This window comes from Flavobacterium fluviatile (assembly GCF_010645065.1).
GTDB classification, from domain to species: domain Bacteria; phylum Bacteroidota; class Bacteroidia; order Flavobacteriales; family Flavobacteriaceae; genus Flavobacterium; species Flavobacterium fluviatile.
The window spans coordinates 1-17,896 of record NZ_JAADZW010000039.1 but is presented as its reverse complement, the minus strand read 5'-3'; the positions used below and the strand labels follow the sequence as shown (position 1 = coordinate 17,896).

Annotated in this window: 11 protein-coding genes and 1 other RNA gene; 10 read left to right on the top strand and 2 right to left on the bottom strand. The window is 36.1% G+C overall.

The genetic code is table 11. The features are described from left to right. The first annotated feature begins 163 nt into the window (after positions 1 to 163). On the top strand, positions 164 to 1,549 hold the full coding sequence (gene fumC, locus GXM17_RS20560) for a class II fumarate hydratase (RefSeq protein ID WP_163401396.1): 1,386 nt from the start codon (positions 164 to 166) through the stop codon (positions 1,547 to 1,549). Between the two features lie 114 nt (positions 1,550 to 1,663). On the opposite strand, the gene GXM17_RS20555 is transcribed toward fumC, so the two are convergent. Further along, positions 1,664 to 2,866 (bottom strand): NAD(P)-dependent oxidoreductase, encoded by a 1,203-nt coding sequence (locus GXM17_RS20555; RefSeq protein WP_163401395.1) that lies wholly within the window; start codon positions 2,864 to 2,866, stop codon positions 1,664 to 1,666. 239 nt (positions 2,867 to 3,105) lie between these two features. On the opposite strand from GXM17_RS20555, the gene GXM17_RS20550 reads away from it, so the two are divergent. The 5 genes from GXM17_RS20550 (at position 3,106) to GXM17_RS20530 (ending at position 9,428) form a co-directional block, all read left to right on the top strand. Next, a complete protein-coding gene (locus tag GXM17_RS20550; protein WP_163401394.1) occupies positions 3,106 to 4,308 on the top strand; it encodes a serine hydrolase domain-containing protein in 1,203 nt (400 codons plus the stop codon). A gap of 168 nt (positions 4,309 to 4,476) precedes the next feature. Further along, positions 4,477 to 4,873, top strand: a transfer-messenger RNA (tmRNA) gene (ssrA, locus tag GXM17_RS20545). Between the two features lie 1,302 nt (positions 4,874 to 6,175). Then, positions 6,176 to 6,835, top strand: a complete 660-nt coding sequence (locus GXM17_RS20540; protein WP_163401393.1) for a porin family protein — start codon at positions 6,176 to 6,178, stop codon at positions 6,833 to 6,835. A gap of 19 nt (positions 6,836 to 6,854) precedes the next feature. After that, positions 6,855 to 7,334 (top strand): hypothetical protein, encoded by a 480-nt coding sequence (locus GXM17_RS20535; RefSeq protein ID WP_163401392.1) that lies wholly within the window; start codon positions 6,855 to 6,857, stop codon positions 7,332 to 7,334. 135 nt (positions 7,335 to 7,469) lie between these two features. Further along, the gene (locus GXM17_RS20530) at positions 7,470 to 9,428 is read left to right on the top strand and encodes a metallophosphoesterase family protein (RefSeq protein ID WP_163401391.1); all 1,959 of its coding nucleotides are present in this window, start codon (positions 7,470 to 7,472) and stop codon (positions 9,426 to 9,428) included. Between the two features lie 161 nt (positions 9,429 to 9,589). Here the strand turns inward: GXM17_RS20530 and GXM17_RS20525 are convergent, their stop codons facing one another. Next, positions 9,590 to 10,651 (bottom strand): phosphatidylinositol-specific phospholipase C1-like protein, encoded by a 1,062-nt coding sequence (locus tag GXM17_RS20525; protein WP_163401390.1) that lies wholly within the window; start codon positions 10,649 to 10,651, stop codon positions 9,590 to 9,592. A 374-nt stretch (positions 10,652 to 11,025) separates the two neighbouring features. Here GXM17_RS20525 and GXM17_RS20520 point away from each other — a divergent pair, with 374 nt between their 5' ends. The 4 genes from GXM17_RS20520 (at position 11,026) to GXM17_RS20505 (ending at position 17,684) form a co-directional block, all read left to right on the top strand. Then, a complete protein-coding gene (locus GXM17_RS20520; protein ID WP_163401389.1) occupies positions 11,026 to 11,556 on the top strand; it encodes an RNA polymerase sigma-70 factor in 531 nt (176 codons plus the stop codon). A 78-nt stretch (positions 11,557 to 11,634) separates the two neighbouring features. Next, positions 11,635 to 12,558 (top strand): FecR family protein, encoded by a 924-nt coding sequence (locus GXM17_RS20515; protein ID WP_163401388.1) that lies wholly within the window; start codon positions 11,635 to 11,637, stop codon positions 12,556 to 12,558. A gap of 72 nt (positions 12,559 to 12,630) precedes the next feature. After that, on the top strand, positions 12,631 to 15,909 hold the full coding sequence (locus tag GXM17_RS20510; protein ID WP_163401387.1) for a SusC/RagA family TonB-linked outer membrane protein: 3,279 nt from the start codon (positions 12,631 to 12,633) through the stop codon (positions 15,907 to 15,909). Positions 15,910 to 15,914: 5 nt separating this feature from the next. Then, a complete protein-coding gene (locus tag GXM17_RS20505; protein WP_163401386.1) occupies positions 15,915 to 17,684 on the top strand; it encodes a RagB/SusD family nutrient uptake outer membrane protein in 1,770 nt (589 codons plus the stop codon). The last annotated feature ends 212 nt before the right edge of the window (positions 17,685 to 17,896 follow it).

Here is a 17,896-nt window from a genome sequence, read left to right as displayed (position 1 = left end):
GCAAGAAGTTTCCTCTCGGTCATACAAATATAAAAAAAATAGTAAAATAAATTAGGAACTAAAGATAGTACCTAGGATATTGATATTCAATAGAAATCTGGTTATAGAAGAAAGAATTATAAAACACTAATTACTAAGGACTAATCACTAAGAACTCAAAAATATGAAATACAGAATAGAAAAAGATACCATGGGAGAAGTACAGGTCCCGGCCGATAAGTATTGGGGTGCACAAACGGAGCGTTCCAGAAATAATTTCAAAATTGGCGATTCAGGATCAATGCCAAAGGAAATCATAGAAGGCTTTGCGCATTTAAAAAAAGCAGCAGCTTATGCCAATCATGACTTAGGAGTTTTATCAATCGATAAGAGAGATGCTATTGCTGCAGTCTGCGATGAGATTTTAGAAGGGAAATTAGACGACCAGTTTCCGCTTGTAATCTGGCAAACCGGTTCAGGTACACAAAGTAATATGAATGTCAATGAAGTTATTGCAAATCGGGCCCAGGTTCTGAAAGGTTTTGAAATTGGTGAAGCAGAGCAATTCATCAAAGCCAATGATGACGTAAACAAATCTCAGTCATCAAACGATACTTTTCCAACCGGAATGCACATTGCGGCTTATAAAATGATAGTGGAAACCACAATTCCGGGTGTCGAAAAACTTCATGCCACATTAGTCAAAAAAGCAACCGAGTTTAAAGATGTCGTAAAAATTGGTCGTACACACCTTATGGATGCAACGCCTTTAACTCTGGGACAGGAAATTTCAGGCTATGCAGCGCAGTTAGCTTATGGCCTAAAAGCCCTTAAAAACACATTGGCACATTTATCTGAAATCGCTCTGGGCGGAACTGCAGTGGGAACAGGATTAAATACGCCGACAGGCTACGATGTAAAGGTAGCGGAGTATATTGCGCAATTCACGGGACATCCATTTGTGACTGCCGAAAATAAATTTGAAGCTTTGGCAGCGCATGATGCCATTGTAGAAACTCACGGGGCCTTAAAACAACTGGCTGTAGCTTTAAACAAAATAGCTAATGATGTGAGAATGCTGGCTTCTGGACCGAGGTCTGGGATTGGCGAAATTCATATTCCGGAAAATGAACCGGGTTCATCCATCATGCCGGGAAAAGTAAATCCAACGCAATGCGAAGCCTTAACAATGGTTTGTGCCCAGGTAATTGGAAACGATGTTGCGATTGCAGTAGGAGGAATGCAGGGACATTATGAATTAAATGTTTTTAAACCTGTCATGGCAGCCAACTTTTTACAGTCAGCCAGATTATTAGGTGATGCCTGTGTGTCGTTTGACGAACATTGCGCTCAGGGAATTGAACCAAATTACAAACGTATCAAAGAATTAGTAGATAACTCACTGATGCTGGTAACGGCTTTGAATACTAAAATAGGGTATTATAAAGCGGCAGAAATTGCTCAAACCGCCCACAAAAACGGAACAACACTCAAAGAAGAAGCTGTTCGTTTAGGATACGTAACCCCGGAAGATTTTGATGACTGGGTTAAACCAGAAGAAATGGTTTAGGTAAATTATAAATTATAAGTTATGAATTAAGAAAAACGGTAAAGACTTTTAGTTTGATTCCGTTTTTCTTATTTCTAAAATTACAATTACTCATTCATGATTTATAATTTAAAACTATTTTTCATCAACATAATCCTGTAAATAGCTAAATCTCTTTGTCAGCTTGCCATCTTCGGTAATTTTAGCTCTTTGCAAAATCCCGTCTTTATCTCCATTAAAAAATGCCGGAATAACATGTTCCATAAATTGTTCTCCAAAACCTTCGCTGGCATCTTTTGGAATTTCGCAAGGCAGATTATCAACCGCCATGACCACAACAGCTGCAGGGTGAAACATATCAACTTCTTTGTTTTCTGATGGCAGATAACCATACAAAGGTTCTGCAATTGTAGAAGAACGGAGTGTACTCGCAATAGGACCGTTTACATCGCACGAAATATCAGCAACAACTCTTATTTTGCAGTCTTTTGCATTTAGCATTTCCTGAGTCAGGATCATTGGCGCGTTGTTAGCGTGAAAATGTCCGGCAATATAAATGTCGCTGACCTTAGTGAATTTTTCAAAGTCGGAGGTATAAGCTTCAGGATTTTGCATGAAATCTGCAAAATCAAGGTTTTGACCGTCAGTTCTTTTGTTGTATTCTAAAGCATCCAGCTGTACATAAACCGATTGGGTGTAATTTTTAGTCAGGAAATTTTCAATTGTAATTTCTTTGACTTTAATCGCTTTTAAAATTTCCTGAGCACCGCTGCCTACTTTTCCGGTTCCGGTAATCACAAATTTCAAAGGAGGTAATGTTATTCTTTTCAGATGCATAATAAGCGCATCTTTTCCTGAAAGGGTTTCTGCTTTTGGGAGTTTGAATAACTCGAATTTTATTCCGAATGCACGAATTGCATTGTAAACACCGACCATTCCGGCATATTTTCCAAACCCGATTAACCTGTGGTTATGCTCATTAACAATGGTTTCGTGATCGTACAATGTTATGTTATTCTCCAATATAGCCTGTAAAAGTTTTTTGTTGTGAGGCTGTTTTTTTATGGTGTGTGAAAAAAAGAAATAAGACTTATTCGGAATTAAATTTTCAATCGGAACTTCTTTTACGCCGAATAAAATATCACAATTCGAAACATCATCAGCAACAGTGATACCCATACTTTTGTACTGCAAATCAGAAAAAACTCTAATTTCTGAGCTTTCAACAGTTACATGAGCTTCCGGATAAAGCTGTTTTAATTTTGCCAGGGCATCTGGCGAAAAGACAACACGTCTGTCAGGTGGGCTTTTTCTTTCTCTGATAATTCCGAATTTCATTTAATGGATTTTTAATATTTATTAATATAACTTTTTTTGCATATTTTGTTTTAAATATAACAAATATAGTTAAATTTTTGTTGCTGTTTTCTTATTTTTATTGGGTACGAATCCTTAAGGTCTGATGTACAATAAGCTGGAGAAAAATGATGTTAATCGTATGTTAATTTTCGTGATTTTCTTCTGTCAAAACCTCTCATCATAAATATTGAATTCTATATATTTGTTATTAAAGCATAATGAAAATGAGTTTCCTTAAAAAAGCAAATATACCACAAATACTTTTTTCAATTTTAGTTTTAAGTTCATGTGGAAAAGATAAAACCAACAATCAGGATCAGCCTGTAAAAGAAAAAGATACATTAGGTAAAATGGTTCCGATGGGGACTGAAAAAAAAATATCCACGGCTTATGTAAATTCTGTAAAAGGTCGGATAAATCATTTTTACAATAAGAACTGGCCAAACAACAGTATGAATGGAAGTTTTCTGGTCGCAAAAAACGGTCAGATTATTTTTGAAAGATATAACGGATTTGCCAATAAAAATAAGGACACAAAAATTACGGCAGATACTCCTGTACAAATTGCCTCTGTAAGTAAAGTAATCACTGCAACTGCTGTTTTAAAATTAATCAATTTAGGGAAAATTGGTCTCGACCAAAAAGTAAATACCATTTTAAAAACCTTTCCTTACGAAGAATGTACAGTTCGCATGCTGTTATGCCATCGCAGCGGAATGCGAAATTACGCTTATTTTACAGACAGGGATAAATCGGTTTGGGACAGGCACAACCAGCTGACCAACAAAGACATTTTAGATATTCTGGCGACTAAAAATGTAGGTTTGGAATCAAGAGTAGGAACCCGTTTTGCGTATTGCAATACCAATTATGCGATGCTGGCCCTTATTGTCGAAAAAATAACCGGGCTTACCTTTAAAAAGGCTATGTATCAAATGATTTTCAAGCCTCTTGGAATGACACATACTTATGTTTTTGATGATGACAAAGAAAGGAAAAATATTGTTCCTTCTTATAAAGGAAATGGGGTAGAAATAGGTTTCGATTATCTGGATAATGTGTACGGGGACAAAAATGTATTCTCTACAGTACGTGATCTTTTAAAATTTGACAGAGCCAGAAATGCTCCTGGCTTTTTAAAACCCGCTTTGCTAAAAGAAGTTTACACCGGACAGAGCAATGAGCGCAAAGGAACAAAAAATTATGGTCTGGGAATCCGAATGATCAATTGGGAATCCGGTCAGAATTTCTACTTTCATAACGGCTGGTGGCACGGAAACACATCATCTTATATCACCCTTATGAAAGAAGGTGTAACAATAATTGCTCTTTCCAATAAGATGACAAGAAATACGTATGCAGTTCGTAAACTGGCTCCTGTTTTTGGAGATTATCCTTTTCAGTTTAAGGACGAAGAATAATACAATAGCTGCAAGTTAAAAGTTGTAAACTCATAAACTTTTATCAGTTAAGGATTGAACTTTATAACTTTATGACTTTTAACCTGCGACTATACAGAATAACAAATTTTTTCTGAAAATTTTAATAAAAAGTAAATGCAAATAGTATAAATTTGCAAACTCATTTTCGGGGTCGACTGGTTTTGACAGCAAGTCGAATTGAAAAGTAAGCACGTCGAGCATTGAGACCTTGCTCGTAAATATAAGATCTCACACTTTTACACGGCGAAAATAACTACGCTTTAGCTGCATAATCTGAATTATAGTACGATTAGCCACGTCCCTACAAGGTAGGGAAGCTGGATTCTCCTTGAAAGCCTTGGTTTGTGGCGTTCTGTTTAGGGGAACCGTAAAAATAAACCTAGATTTCCATGAGCTTCGGGTGGATTTCGAAAATTAAGAAGATAAGTGTTGAGTGGCTGTTTCTGGCCTTGCTCAACATCGAAAATCTAATCAGAAAATAAGCGTGTAGAAAGCTCTTTAGTTGCTTGTTTGGACCCGGGTTCGATTCCCGGCGACTCCACTTAAAGAGACAACCGGTTTATAGTTGTCTCTTTTTTTTTAAGTCTTTCAGGATAAAATACCAATTGTATTAAATTATATTCCAATTGACTGAAGTTGAATTTCTTATTTCATTTCAAACTCAGAAAACGGATACCATCTAAGATTAGTTAGCAGCAGAATGACCTCGTCTGTTTTGCCTGGTATAATATCCCATCCCATCGCGACTCCGGGTTCAAATTGACCGGAAAATGCAACTTTCTTTTTAACAACATCTAAGATTTCTTCGCATTTTAATTTGTCGTAGGCTAAATTTAAACCGATGTATGGCGCAAAACCAGTGTAGTCCGTGAGGTATCAACGTTCCTTTTTGGGCTTTGTAATTAGGGAATCGTTTAGTGCAAATAGATTTTCACTAAAAATAATGGACAATATGAATATAAATAAACGCTGCTTTTACATTTTTTTTAAGTTATAATTGGAAGCACAGCTATTTGGAGTGTCATCAATTTACAATCGGGCAAACGGTTTATTTTCAATAAAAATTGAAATATCATACAAAAGTATGATAGAAAGTAAACGGCAAAAAAACGCTTTTTGTGTAGCTAAACTGAACAAAACTTCCCGATACGATCTGGATTCGAAGTGATATGTGTAGAGAACCGTTTTTAATTTTTATGTTCACGATAGATCCTGATAAAACAGGGATAGCCAGAACTGAAGAAAATTATCATAAAAACTAATTTCAAACAACGGATAATATATTTTTAACTGGACAAAAAAATAAAGTTTAAACTAGCCTGGATTTCTATTATTTACTGCCATTGAAAATTAAATTCATTGATTATTAGAAAGTGGAATATCAAAACAGGTTGCAAGTTATAAAATGAAACCTATTTTTTGATTGGAAAACGGTAATAGATTTTCAGTTTAGAATTTAAAAACAACTACCATAAACCAGATTTATTTTTTTTACTCCAAACCCTGAAGTAGTATTATTTTATTTTTTTAATTCACTTGTAATCAATTAATTGTGTTTTATTTTCAAAATAAGATTCACTTTAAAAATCTGTAAAACCTTCCTTGAAAACATTTTAATTTTATTGGAGCATCTAATTAAAACAGATGTTGAATAGTGAAAAATCATCAAAAGACAATAATTAATAAAGTAAATCGGATGAAAAATTATGTTAATTTTAAATTAAAATACTGAATTTCAGTATTGTAAACTATTTTTTGTTAGATACGTATTGAATTAGCTTATTCTGATACAATATCTCCCCCTTAAAGTTTTTCTAAATTATAAATAATCTTAAATCAAAAAATCATGAAAAAGTATCATTTATTTATCGCAGTTTTTTTCTTTTCGGTGGCAGTGTCAGCTCAAAGTGCACAATCTTTTTTACTTAACCTCTATGGAGGCTATACCTTTGCAGACGAAGTAGATTTTGATTCTTCGTATGCACGTGTGGAAGATGGTTTTGAATATGGTGTTGGATTGGAATATTTCATTATGCAGAATCAGTCAGTTGAACTGAAATACAACAGGCTTGATACCAATATGCCTTTATACACAAGTTATCTCATACCAAATGGGCCAAACGGTCCTGTTCCTGCCGGAACTCAGCTTAATGCCGGAGATGATAAAGGTGCTATTAATTACATATTATTAGATTATAACTATTATTTTGGGTCATCTTCTTCGAAAGCACTCCCTTTTTTAGGGGCCGGTGCAGGTATTTCGATTCTTGAAACTCCTCAAAGTGGTAACGGAACTTATTTTGCATGGGAAATTAAAGCGGGTGTAAAAGTAAAGACAAGTTCACCATTATCAATTAATCTTCATGCTTATTTACAGTCTATGTCGGCAGCTGTTGGGTATGATTATTATTGGGACTACTATTGGGGACCTATTGCGGTTACTGATTATGCATCAACTTTCCAGTTTGGGTTAGGGGCTTCACTAAGTTATGACTTCAGCAAATAAAAATTTCAAGATTTAAAATATGAAAAAGATTCTACTTATGCTTGTACTAAGCATTTCAGCCGGATTATGGGCACAAACACCTGAAGATGATGTAGCTGTAATTCAGGATATTTATGGGAAATCAAAAACGCAGCTGGTAGATGATTTTCTTCACTTGCCTGAATCGCAGGCTGCAGCTTTTAAGGAGATTTATAATAAATATGAAATTGAGCGAAAAGAGCTGGGGAAGAAAAAAATCCGGATTATTGAAGATTATGCGGAAAATTATGAAACCCTCAGTGATGAAAAAGCTAACGAGCTAACTCAGGCCAATCTCAAAAACAACCAGGATTTAGATAAATTGCTTTCTAAAACATTTGGTAAGGCCAGAAAAGTGATTGGGGGTAAAAATGCAGCTAAATTTGTTCAGTTAGAGCAATACCTGCAGATTATTATCCGCAGCGAAATCCAGGACAACATTCCTTTTATTGATGAACTTGACAAAACAAAGAAAATATAATTTTTCGGAAATCATAAGATTTTATCATTCGGTAACAATGTGGTAAATGCATTCCAGGTTTAAATCAATAAAATTGCAGATTATTTTTAGAAGGCTATCCGGCCTGATAAAAACCAATTTGTAAAAGATAAACCTATGATTTTAAAAAGTATATTTCCAAATAAAAACAGCAATACTACTTGTTTAGTATTGCTGTTTGTTATTTTTTTAAATAGTATTGTTTCAGCACAAAAGCATCCAAAAACTGATGGCGTTCAGGTTGCTTTTTTGTCTGATGTGCATCTGCAGGATTTATTTGGTAAGTTTTCAGATACTGATTATCGGGGTATTTTAAATCCGAAAACAGGGCAATACACTTTACTGAGAACAATGGCTTCCCAATTACATTCAACCCGAATTTTCAATGAAAACTATTTTGCTTTTTTTGCCTCCCTGGATGATATTGCAAAACGAAAGATAAAATACGTGGCACTTCCGGGTGATTATACAGATGATGGCCAGCCAGTCCATGTTCGCGGATTAAAAGAAATTCTGGATCGCTACCAAAAAAAATATGGTATTGAATTTTTTATCACAACCGGAAATCATGATCCGGTTGGCCCTTTTGCACAAGAATCCGGTAAAGAAGACTTTTTGGGAAAAGACGGAAAAAGCCAGCCCATTTTCAGTAAAGAAGGAATGCATAAGCCCAATTTGGCGACTGAAAATCCGGTTGTTGTAACAGCTGATATTGCCAAAATGGGTTATTTGGGAATTACAGAAGGTTTGAAAGATTTTGGTTTTTATCCCAATAAAAAATATAAATTCTGGGCAACACCTTTTTCGACTTATACCAGTCAGAATTATAATTATGAAAAGGCTTTACAGGAAGCTTCATTACCAAACAGGGTTTATGACGTGGCGCCGGGCTATGAAGTTCCTGATGTCAGTTATGTAGTTGAGCCCATTGAAGGACTCTGGTTGATGGCCATTGACGGCAATGTTTATATTCCGAAGAAAAATGATGGAGATCCTAAGGATTCTAAAAGTTATTCGGAAGCGAGTACCGGATACAACAATGTGCTTTCGAATAAAAAACATTTAATAAAATGGGTCGGGGATATTTCGGCGCAAGCCAAAGAACAGGGGAAAACGCTGATTGCTTTTAGTCATTTCCCGATGATTGATTTTAACGATGATGCTTCAGCAGAAATAAAAGAACTTTTAGGTCCAAACAAATGGCAATTGAACCGTGTACCCGTTGAAGAAGTAGCGCAGGTTTTTGCTGATGCGGGACTGAAAATTCATTTTGGCGGACACATGCATCTTAATGATACCGGAATCCGCACAACGGCAAAAGGCAACACCCTGGTCAATATCCAGACGCCGTCTTTGGCAGCCTACATTCCGGCGTATAAATTACTTACGATTAAAAAAGACAATTTAGCAGATATTCAGACTATTACAATCGATAAAGTAGAACGTTTTAACGAGCTTTTTGATTTGTATAAGATGGAATATGATTTTCTAAAAAGCCAAAACACGAAAGACATTTGGAATAAAGCTATTTTAGAAACCAAAAACTACCACGATTTTACCGATTTTCATTTGAAGGAGTTGGTTCGCCTCCGTTTTCTAAAAGACGATTGGAGTTCAGTGTTTAAAGATTTTTTTCTGAATGTTTCCGGTAAAGATTTATTGATTCTGGCAAATATTCAGACCGGTAAAGATTTTGATTTTATTCTGAAAAATAAAGAATTCCTCAAAAAAGAATGGACAGAAGCTGAACAAAAATCAAACAAAATTTTAGCTGAGAACAACCTCAGACAAGAAGATTTCAACTGGACAGGTTATGATCTTTTAATTGACTTTTATCGTTTCCGAAGTGCTGATGAATTGGCTTTAAAAGATGTTACAAAAAAAAGGGCCAAAGCCTATAAATTACTGTCGCAATCATTCTTCGAAAATCATAAAGCAGCTACTTCAAAAGAGAAACCAATAGAAAATCAAATACGTCTTTTTCTGATTATCTTCAACAAATTCATGCACGAAGTTCCTGCGGATCATTTTAGTGTGGATTTGGAAACGGGTGAGGTTAACCGCAAAGCACGCTAAGATTTACGCAAGGTTCGAAAAGAGTTAAAATTAGTTTTTTAAAACGCGAAGTCCGCAAAGCTGAATTAAAAAGCTTTGCGGACTTCGCGTTTTATGAGCATAAAACCGGTTCAAAAAACTTTGCGTTCTTTGCGGTTAATTTTGATTCATTTAACCTGAAACTATTTCACTCCATTAACCGGATTAGTTCTCACATAACTTCCGTCATCATATTTTATCTGATAAGAAGAATCGAAAAATGTGCTTGGTAAATAATAATCAGTCGTAATAATTTGAGCTCCGGATTTTTTCGCAGCTTCAAAATGGGAGTAATCATTTTTACGGGCTTCTTTAGTATCAGAATCAGCTCTGGTTCTGATGATATATCCCTTTTTGACTAAATCGGCAATTGCAGGATCTTCAGAATTGTTTCTGAACAAAGTTGCTGCTTCCGGTTTTCCGGGTTCGGCATTAATGAAAACAGCACGACCTTTTAATGACGGATGATTCAGGGCATACATCTCTCTTTTGGCTCCGTTATTATCCAAAATAAATAAGAATTTTCCTTTTGCATTTTTAAGTGTTGGCCAGTTGTTGTTCAAAACTGCGTGTTCCAGCGTTTTGTATTTACCGCGAACCATATCCGGCGTTATTAAATTATTTCCTAAGCCTTTACGAAGTTCTTTGTCTAAAGCGTCAAACAATTCTGGCGTAAATTTCTCAGCTTTTGTGCCTAAAAAACTGTCATCATCTTTTGGTTCCAGCGTAATAAAAACCGGAACATGATCCGGATTGGCATCTGACCACTTTTTTAATTCTGCAAGACAGTTTTGCAAAGTATAACAGGAAGTCCTGAAATCGATATCAATCATATGAAAAACTTTAAACCCTGGTTTTTTCATTTCGCCATCCGGGTCATAAGTACCTACAGATTTTGCAATATCCAAACCTTTTGGATGGGCATATTTTCCGCCTTTGGCATCAGCCTGAACATCAATTTCAAGATTTCTTAGTCCTTTGTTTAACTGATCTGTAATGCTGATATGGGTGTATTGTAAACCTTTTAGTGAACGTGAGGTATCTTTTGCCTGAATAGCGTTGTATAAATCCGTTTCGATAGCCTGTCGGTAACTGTTGTGCGAACCAATAACCTGAAATTGATTGATTTTTAGATCGTCGATTTGTGCATTAGAATTGAAAATTACAATTATAGTAATCAAAAAAGTAAACAGAATTCGTTTCATAAATTGAAAATAATTAGATATTAAAAGATAAGGAATAAGATAAATGATTTAAAATTTTTAAAGATAGTGCGAAGATTAGGTGTCAGGCTGAGCGGAGTCGAAGCCTTTTCCGGATTTATCCTTCGACTCCGCTCAGGGTACAATTTATTAGATGAATTTTATTCTCTTTTAAAGCTGACTAAATTAAAGTCTGAATTCTATTTTCGTGTTAGATAAAAAAAAAGAAATCAGTAATCGATTGTCATTTTTGGGTCAAAATAGTAGTATTCTTCATCAAAAGAGGTTTTTTATTTAATTTAAAGTTAACCTTCAGGCAAAAAGCATTGGTATTACATTTCCTTATTTTACATTCTTAAATACCACTAAAAGAAGCCATGATAAGTCCTGAAATTTTTGAAAATGCGTATAGCCAATACTGGAAAAAACTAACTGCTTTTTCCTATACGATGACTCAGGATAATGATCTGGCACAGAATATTGTTCAGGATGTTTTTGTTGATTTATGGGAAAGAAAAACGGATGTCGAAATAAACGCCATCGAACCTTATTTATTCAGGTCCGTAAAAAATCAGGTTTTTAAGCATTACCAGAATAACAGATTTGACAAGACGATTCTGGAAGATAAATTTGAAGACTATATAATTGATCATTTTGCGGAGATTGATCCCGGGGTTATGGATTTGATCTATTCCTTATTAGATAAACTTCCCGAAAAGAGAAAAGAGGTTTTACTGATGTACAAAATGCAGGATATGACAATTGATCAGATCGCTGATGAACTCGGAATCTCAAAACAAACCGTTAAAAACCAGATATCTTCGGGACTGAAACAATTACGTGAAGGGCTAAAAGACCTGGCCTGGCTGGCTCCATACATTATTTTGCATCAAAATTTTTTAAGATAACTTTCTGTTCATGTTTTCATAATATTTCACGATAGTACGATTTTAGATTTCCGGTACTTATAGGTAACAATAAGTATTATGGTAAAAAAAATAAAACATAGTTTAGAATATCTTATCGATAAAAGCCTACGTAAACAAGCATCAGAAACAGAAGAAAATCTGCTTACAAATTTTGCTTTAAACGAATATAAGACATCAAAATGGGATGAAAACTTAATGGGGAATTCTCAGGAAGTTTCCCAAAATATATACGAAGGAATTCAATTTCGAACAGGGAAAAAGAAAACCTTCAAACCGTACTTAAAATATATAGCTGCTGCCAGTTTACTTTTTCTTGTTGGTTTAGGATTTTTATTCAGACCAGGTGTTGCCAGTGAAAAGCAACTCACATTCAAAACATCAGATGTCCCCAAGTCTATCAAATTAAGTGATGGCTCGAAAATTTATCTGGCAGCAAACTCATTATTTCAATATCCTGAGCAATTTGAAGGTGATGAAAGAAAAGTTTCTCTCATAAAAGGAAATGCATTTTTTGAAATTGCCAAAGATAAAAAGCACCCTTTTGTTATCACTTCAGGAGAAATTAAAACAAAGGTTTTAGGAACGTCATTTCACATTCAGTTATCAAAATCAAAATGTGAAGTGATTGTCGTAACGGGAAAAGTAAATGTTACGGCAAAAGGGCAGAGTATAGATCTGGTTCGAAATGAAAAAGCATTGTTTGAAGGCCGGAAATTAACCCGTCTTCAGGCTGATAAATCACTGCTGATTAACTGGTACACTTCGGATATTGCTTTAAACGAGACCCCGCTTGAACAGGTCATTACCATTTTGCAGTACAAATACGATGTAATTTTTCAATTCGAAAACAAATCTGTTTTATCAGCCCCGGTAACAGTATTTATTGAAAAAAACGCTCCGCTTGAAAACGTTTTACAACAAATAAATTATATCACAAACCTAAACTTTAATGTGTATGGCAAGACAGTAAAAGTGAACTAAAATCCAAAAAAAAGCAGTTGCTGAGAACAACTGCGATTAATAATTAAGTATCGAAAACCAATAACTTAAATCATGTATTTTAAACGAATCAATTTAAATTTTCTAAAGAGAACCTTCTTTTTAGCTTTGGCGCTAATGTCTGTTCTGGGCGGTTACAGTTCCACCGTTCTTAAAAAATCAAATGTAAAAAATAAAATAGAAAAAGCGACATTAGTTTCTATTTTTTCAAAACTAAGTCAGCAAACCGGCTATAAATTTAGTTATGGACAAGCCATTATTGCTGATAACACAGCTTATTCAGTAAATTACGGAAATGCATCTGTAGCTGTGATTTTAAGCGATCTTTCTAAGGAAGCCAGTTTTAATTATAACATTAACGGGAAGCTGGTTTTAATTAAAAAGACCTTTACAAAAGCGGTGTCCGGACAGGATAAAATTAAAGTAAAGGGAAAAATTGTTGACGAGAACGGGGTGCCAATGCCTGGTGTAACGATTTTAGAAGCAACGACTAAAAATACTGCAATCAGTAATTTTGACGGAGAATTTGAGATTACAGTTCAGGAAGGCAGTAATCTTGAGGTTTCGTATTTAGGCTATAAAATGAAAATTTCCAGGGTTCAAAATAGCTTCATGACGATTCAGCTGGAACCAAATACATCTGAATTAAGTGAAGTATTAGTAGTGGGTTATGGAAAACAGTCTAAAAAAGATGTTACCGGAGCTGTAACACAATTGGAAGCGGCAAATTTTAAACAAGGGGTTAATATTTCCGTAGATAATTTAATTCAGGGAAAAGTGGCCGGAGTTCGCGTTGTAAATTCAAGCGGAGAGCCTGGAGCAGGGGTAAATGTAACGATTAGAGGAGTTGGGTCTATCAGAAGCGGAAGTACGCCTTTGTTTGTAGTAGACGGTTTGCCTTTGTCCAATGATGATGTAAGCCCGACAGGAACAAATGTTGGTTTTGGTTCATCTTCTGCCAAAAATCCACTGAATTTTTTGAATACAAGCGATATCGAATCGATTACGGTTTTAAAAGACGCTTCGGCAGCAGCCATTTACGGAGCCAGAGGTTCAAACGGGGTTATCCTTGTTACGACTAAAAAAGGGGCAAAAGGCGAGGGTACTATGACTTTTGATTCGTATGTAGGAATTGCAAATGTGGCCAATAAACTGGATGTTTTGAGTGCAGATGAATACAGAAATGCGATAAAAGATCCTGCTTTTGACCATGGCGGAAATACAGACTGGCAGGATGTAATTTACAGAACGGCAGTTACTACAAACAATGCGCTTTCTTTTGCGAAACAAACAGCTTCAGGAAATTATTATGCTTCTGTAGCGAACATGGATCAGGAAGGAGTTATTCAAAATAGTAATTTCAAACGTCTTTCGGGGAGGATTAATGCAGCTGAATCATTTTTGGATAACAAACGTTTAAAATTAAAACTGAACCTTACAGCGAGTGAAACAAAAGATGACGGAGTTCCAACAAGTGATGACGGTGGATCAAACGGGCAATTGATTGTACACACTCTGATGGCAAACCCAACAAGATCTGTTTATGATGCCGATGGAAAGTACACCAATTTCAATATGAACGCTCATTATAATCCGGCTTATTTATTAAGTATTTATGAGGATGAAACACGTACTTTGAGAGTTCTAGGTAACTTAGAAACTTCTTTTAGAATTATCGACGGATTAGAATATAAATTAAACGTAGGTATTGACCGTTCTACATCTGAAAGAAATACGACCATTTATCCAAACACTACCGATTTAAATCCAACAGGAAGATACGCTCAGAGCAATCTGGATTCAAAAAACTCTTTAATCGAGCATTATCTGACTTATAATTTAAATTTAGAAAAGCATAAAATCGAAGCTCTGGGTGGTTTCTCTTATCAGAAATTTGAAAGATCAGGAACCAATTTTACTATCGAAAATATTACTGACAAAGGAGTTGGGGTTAAACCATCAATCAATCCTGGTTATGAAGGAGAAAAACCGGTTATAAGGGGTTATGCACAGGAAAATGAATTACAGTCTTATTTTGGAAGACTTAATTATACGTTTAATGATAAATACCTTTTGACAGCTTCGATGAGAGCAGACGGTTCGACCCGTTTTGGAGAAAACAACAAATACGGTTATTTTCCTTCATTTGCTTTGGGATGGAATATATCTAAAGAAAGTTTCCTTGAAAATGCCACAGTTATCAGCAACCTAAAGCTGAGAACCAGCTGGGGACAAACCGGAAATCAGGAAGTAGAGAACAAACTGACCAAGGCAAGTTATTCCCTGGCAGGTCCTGACGGATATTATTTGTATGATGATCTGAATCTGGTAAACGGTATTTCGGTAGTCAGGACTGCCAATCCGGATTTGAAATGGGAGGTAGTTACACAATTTAATGTAGGGACAGATTTTAGTTTATGGAACGACAAATTGTACGGAACCGTTGATTATTTTACCAAAACAACAACAGATGCAATCTTAAATGTTCCTGCACCGGTACTGAGTCCAACTACAACTATCTGGACAAATATCAAAGATGGTAAAATCATCAATAAAGGTATTGAGATCATGTTGGGTTCAAAAATAATTGATAACAAGGATTTTTCATGGAATGTGGATGTAAACGGTGCTTCATTACGAAATAAAATTGAGGATTTGCCGGTTTCAGAAATCTTAACCGGAACCGTTTCCGGACCTGGGCAATCCGGAGTAAACGCGAATATCTACAAAAACGGCTATGCAGCAGGATCATTTTATATGAGAAAACATATTGGTTTTGATGCTGACGGAAATGACATTTTTGAAGACCAGAACGGAGATGGAAAAATTGATAACAGTGACAGGGTGATTTTTGAAGGAGCACTGCCCACCTTTTACTACGGGCTTAACAGTGATATGAAATACAAAAACTTCAGTTTTTCATTCTCTATCATTGGCCAGACAGGAGGGTATCTGCTGAACAATACAGGATTGAATGCTTTAAACATCAACAACCTCGCTTCAGACAGAAACGTTGCTTCTGAATATTATGAGTCGGGTGCAAATTCTGCCAACTCTCCGGTTTTGTCATCGCTTTTCCTTGAAAAATCAGATTTCATCAGATTAAATACAGCTCGTTTAGGATATGATTTTAACCTGAAAAACCTAACCTGGATAAATGGACTGACACTTTATGCAACAGGACAGAACCTGCTTACGATTACCAACTATTCCGGATACGATCCTTTAGTTAACACTCCTAAATCAAACGGAGGAAACCAGTCTATTGGTATTGATTATGCCAGTTACCCAACTTCCAGAACCTTCAGTTTTGGTGCAACTTTAAAATTATAATGATCATGAAGACAAAAACGATATTCAGTTTAAAAATTATAACGCTATTTTCTTTTATTTTTCTTTTTGCCGGCTGTACAAATCTTGATGAGGTTGTACTGGATGAAGTATTAGGTGGCGAAGCATCAGATCCTGCCGGTGCACTGGCAGCAGCTTATGACAGATTGGGAGACAGGACTTTTACAGATCACGGTGGTGTTTTTTCGCTACAGGAATATACCACCGACGAAGCTATTTTGCCAACCCGTGGAAGTGACTGGGGAGATGGCGGAAAATGGAGAGACATGCACGAATTTACATGGACTTCTAATAACGCTATCGTTGTGGACAATTGGAATTTGCTGACCAACGGAATTACACGTTCCCTGACAGCAATTAAAGCTATCGAAGAAAGTACAATTGCAGACAAAGCACTTTTTTTGGCCGAAGCCAAAGCACTTTTAGCATTTTACACTTATCATACATTAGACTTGTACGGACAGGCACCATACAAAGATCCACAAATCTTAAACGCACCTTTGCAGGTTTTTAAAGCAGATACTCAAATTGATGTATTAATTACTCAGGTTGAAGCTTTAATACCGGATCTGGCTGATTTTGGAACACAAAGAACGCACCACGGAAGATTTACAAAACAGGCGGCTTACGGTTTTTTGGCGACTATGTATTTAAACCGCGCCGTTTTTAAAGACCGTTATAATGCCACATCAAACTTTAACTTTAATGAAGCGGCAGTATCAGGTTCAGGAACCGATATGGATCGTGTTATTTATTACACTACTTTGCTGATTGACTCAGGTAAATTTTCTCTGGAAAACGATTATTTCAAAAACTTTGCAAGGGATAATGATAACGGAAAAGAACTTATTTTTGCGATTTCACAAAAAATAGATTACATCCGCAACGGGTCAAACAGTTTTGCGTATGTATGCGTAGAGCGTAACCAGAGAGCGTCTGCACTAAACAGAGGGACAAATGCGGCTTGTACCACTCCCGAATTCTACGCTACCTGGGATGGAAATCATGATGATCCGAGATTTCACCAGCATTACCAATATGCAGACGGTACCTGGTTTATGAACGACGGAACCGATGTAAGTGTACCAGTTGACGATTTCGTACCAAACAGCAGTCCGGCGGCTCCATGGTTTCACTTCAACAGAGGAATTCAGGCGGGACCACAGTATGGACCTAAACTATTGACATCTGCATCTCTTGAAATGGTGGGGAACCGTATTAAAGTTTCTCCTCTCTATATGGAAAAAAGTACCACCACCAGAATGGATTTTACGCCATCCTTGACATTTTCAAAACCATTGGAATCTGTTTTTGCCCAAAACGAAATCAATCAGGGAGCCCGTATTTTTAAATATGAATTTGATCCCGAAGGAGGAAACGGCAACAGTAATGTAGATATTCCGTTGTTCCGTCTAGGCGGAATGTACGCCATGAGAGCCGAGGCCTATTTCAGAAAAGGAAGCACCGGATTAGCCATGAGCGATTTAAATAAATTGCGTACCAGCAGAAACAGGGAATCCTTATTTGCAAATGCTCCCGGAAAAGTGCTTACCACTTTAGACGCTGTACAACTGTATAAAGAATTAGGTTTCGAATTGTATTGGGAACTGCAGAGAAGACCACAAAGCCTCCGTTTCGGAAAGTTTGATCTGGCCGGAACTGCAAAACCGGCAACAGAACCTTACAGAAGATTTTTCCCGATTCCGCAAACGGTTATCGATGCTAAAGATTTAGACCAAAACGAAGGATATAAATAAGTCAGTGTGTTAGTTTTTTTTTTGACAAAACGCCTGTTTCGAAAGAGACAGGTTTTTGTTTTTTAATCAGGAGCTTATTCCAGCTGTCCGCTATATCTTTTGTGCCGAACCCCGGCACAAAAGGATGTCGCTATCATCTGGGCTCATATCTTTGACATAGATTAAAAATATGAAAATGTATCTTTGAAATACTAACAATTAATAAACAAAAC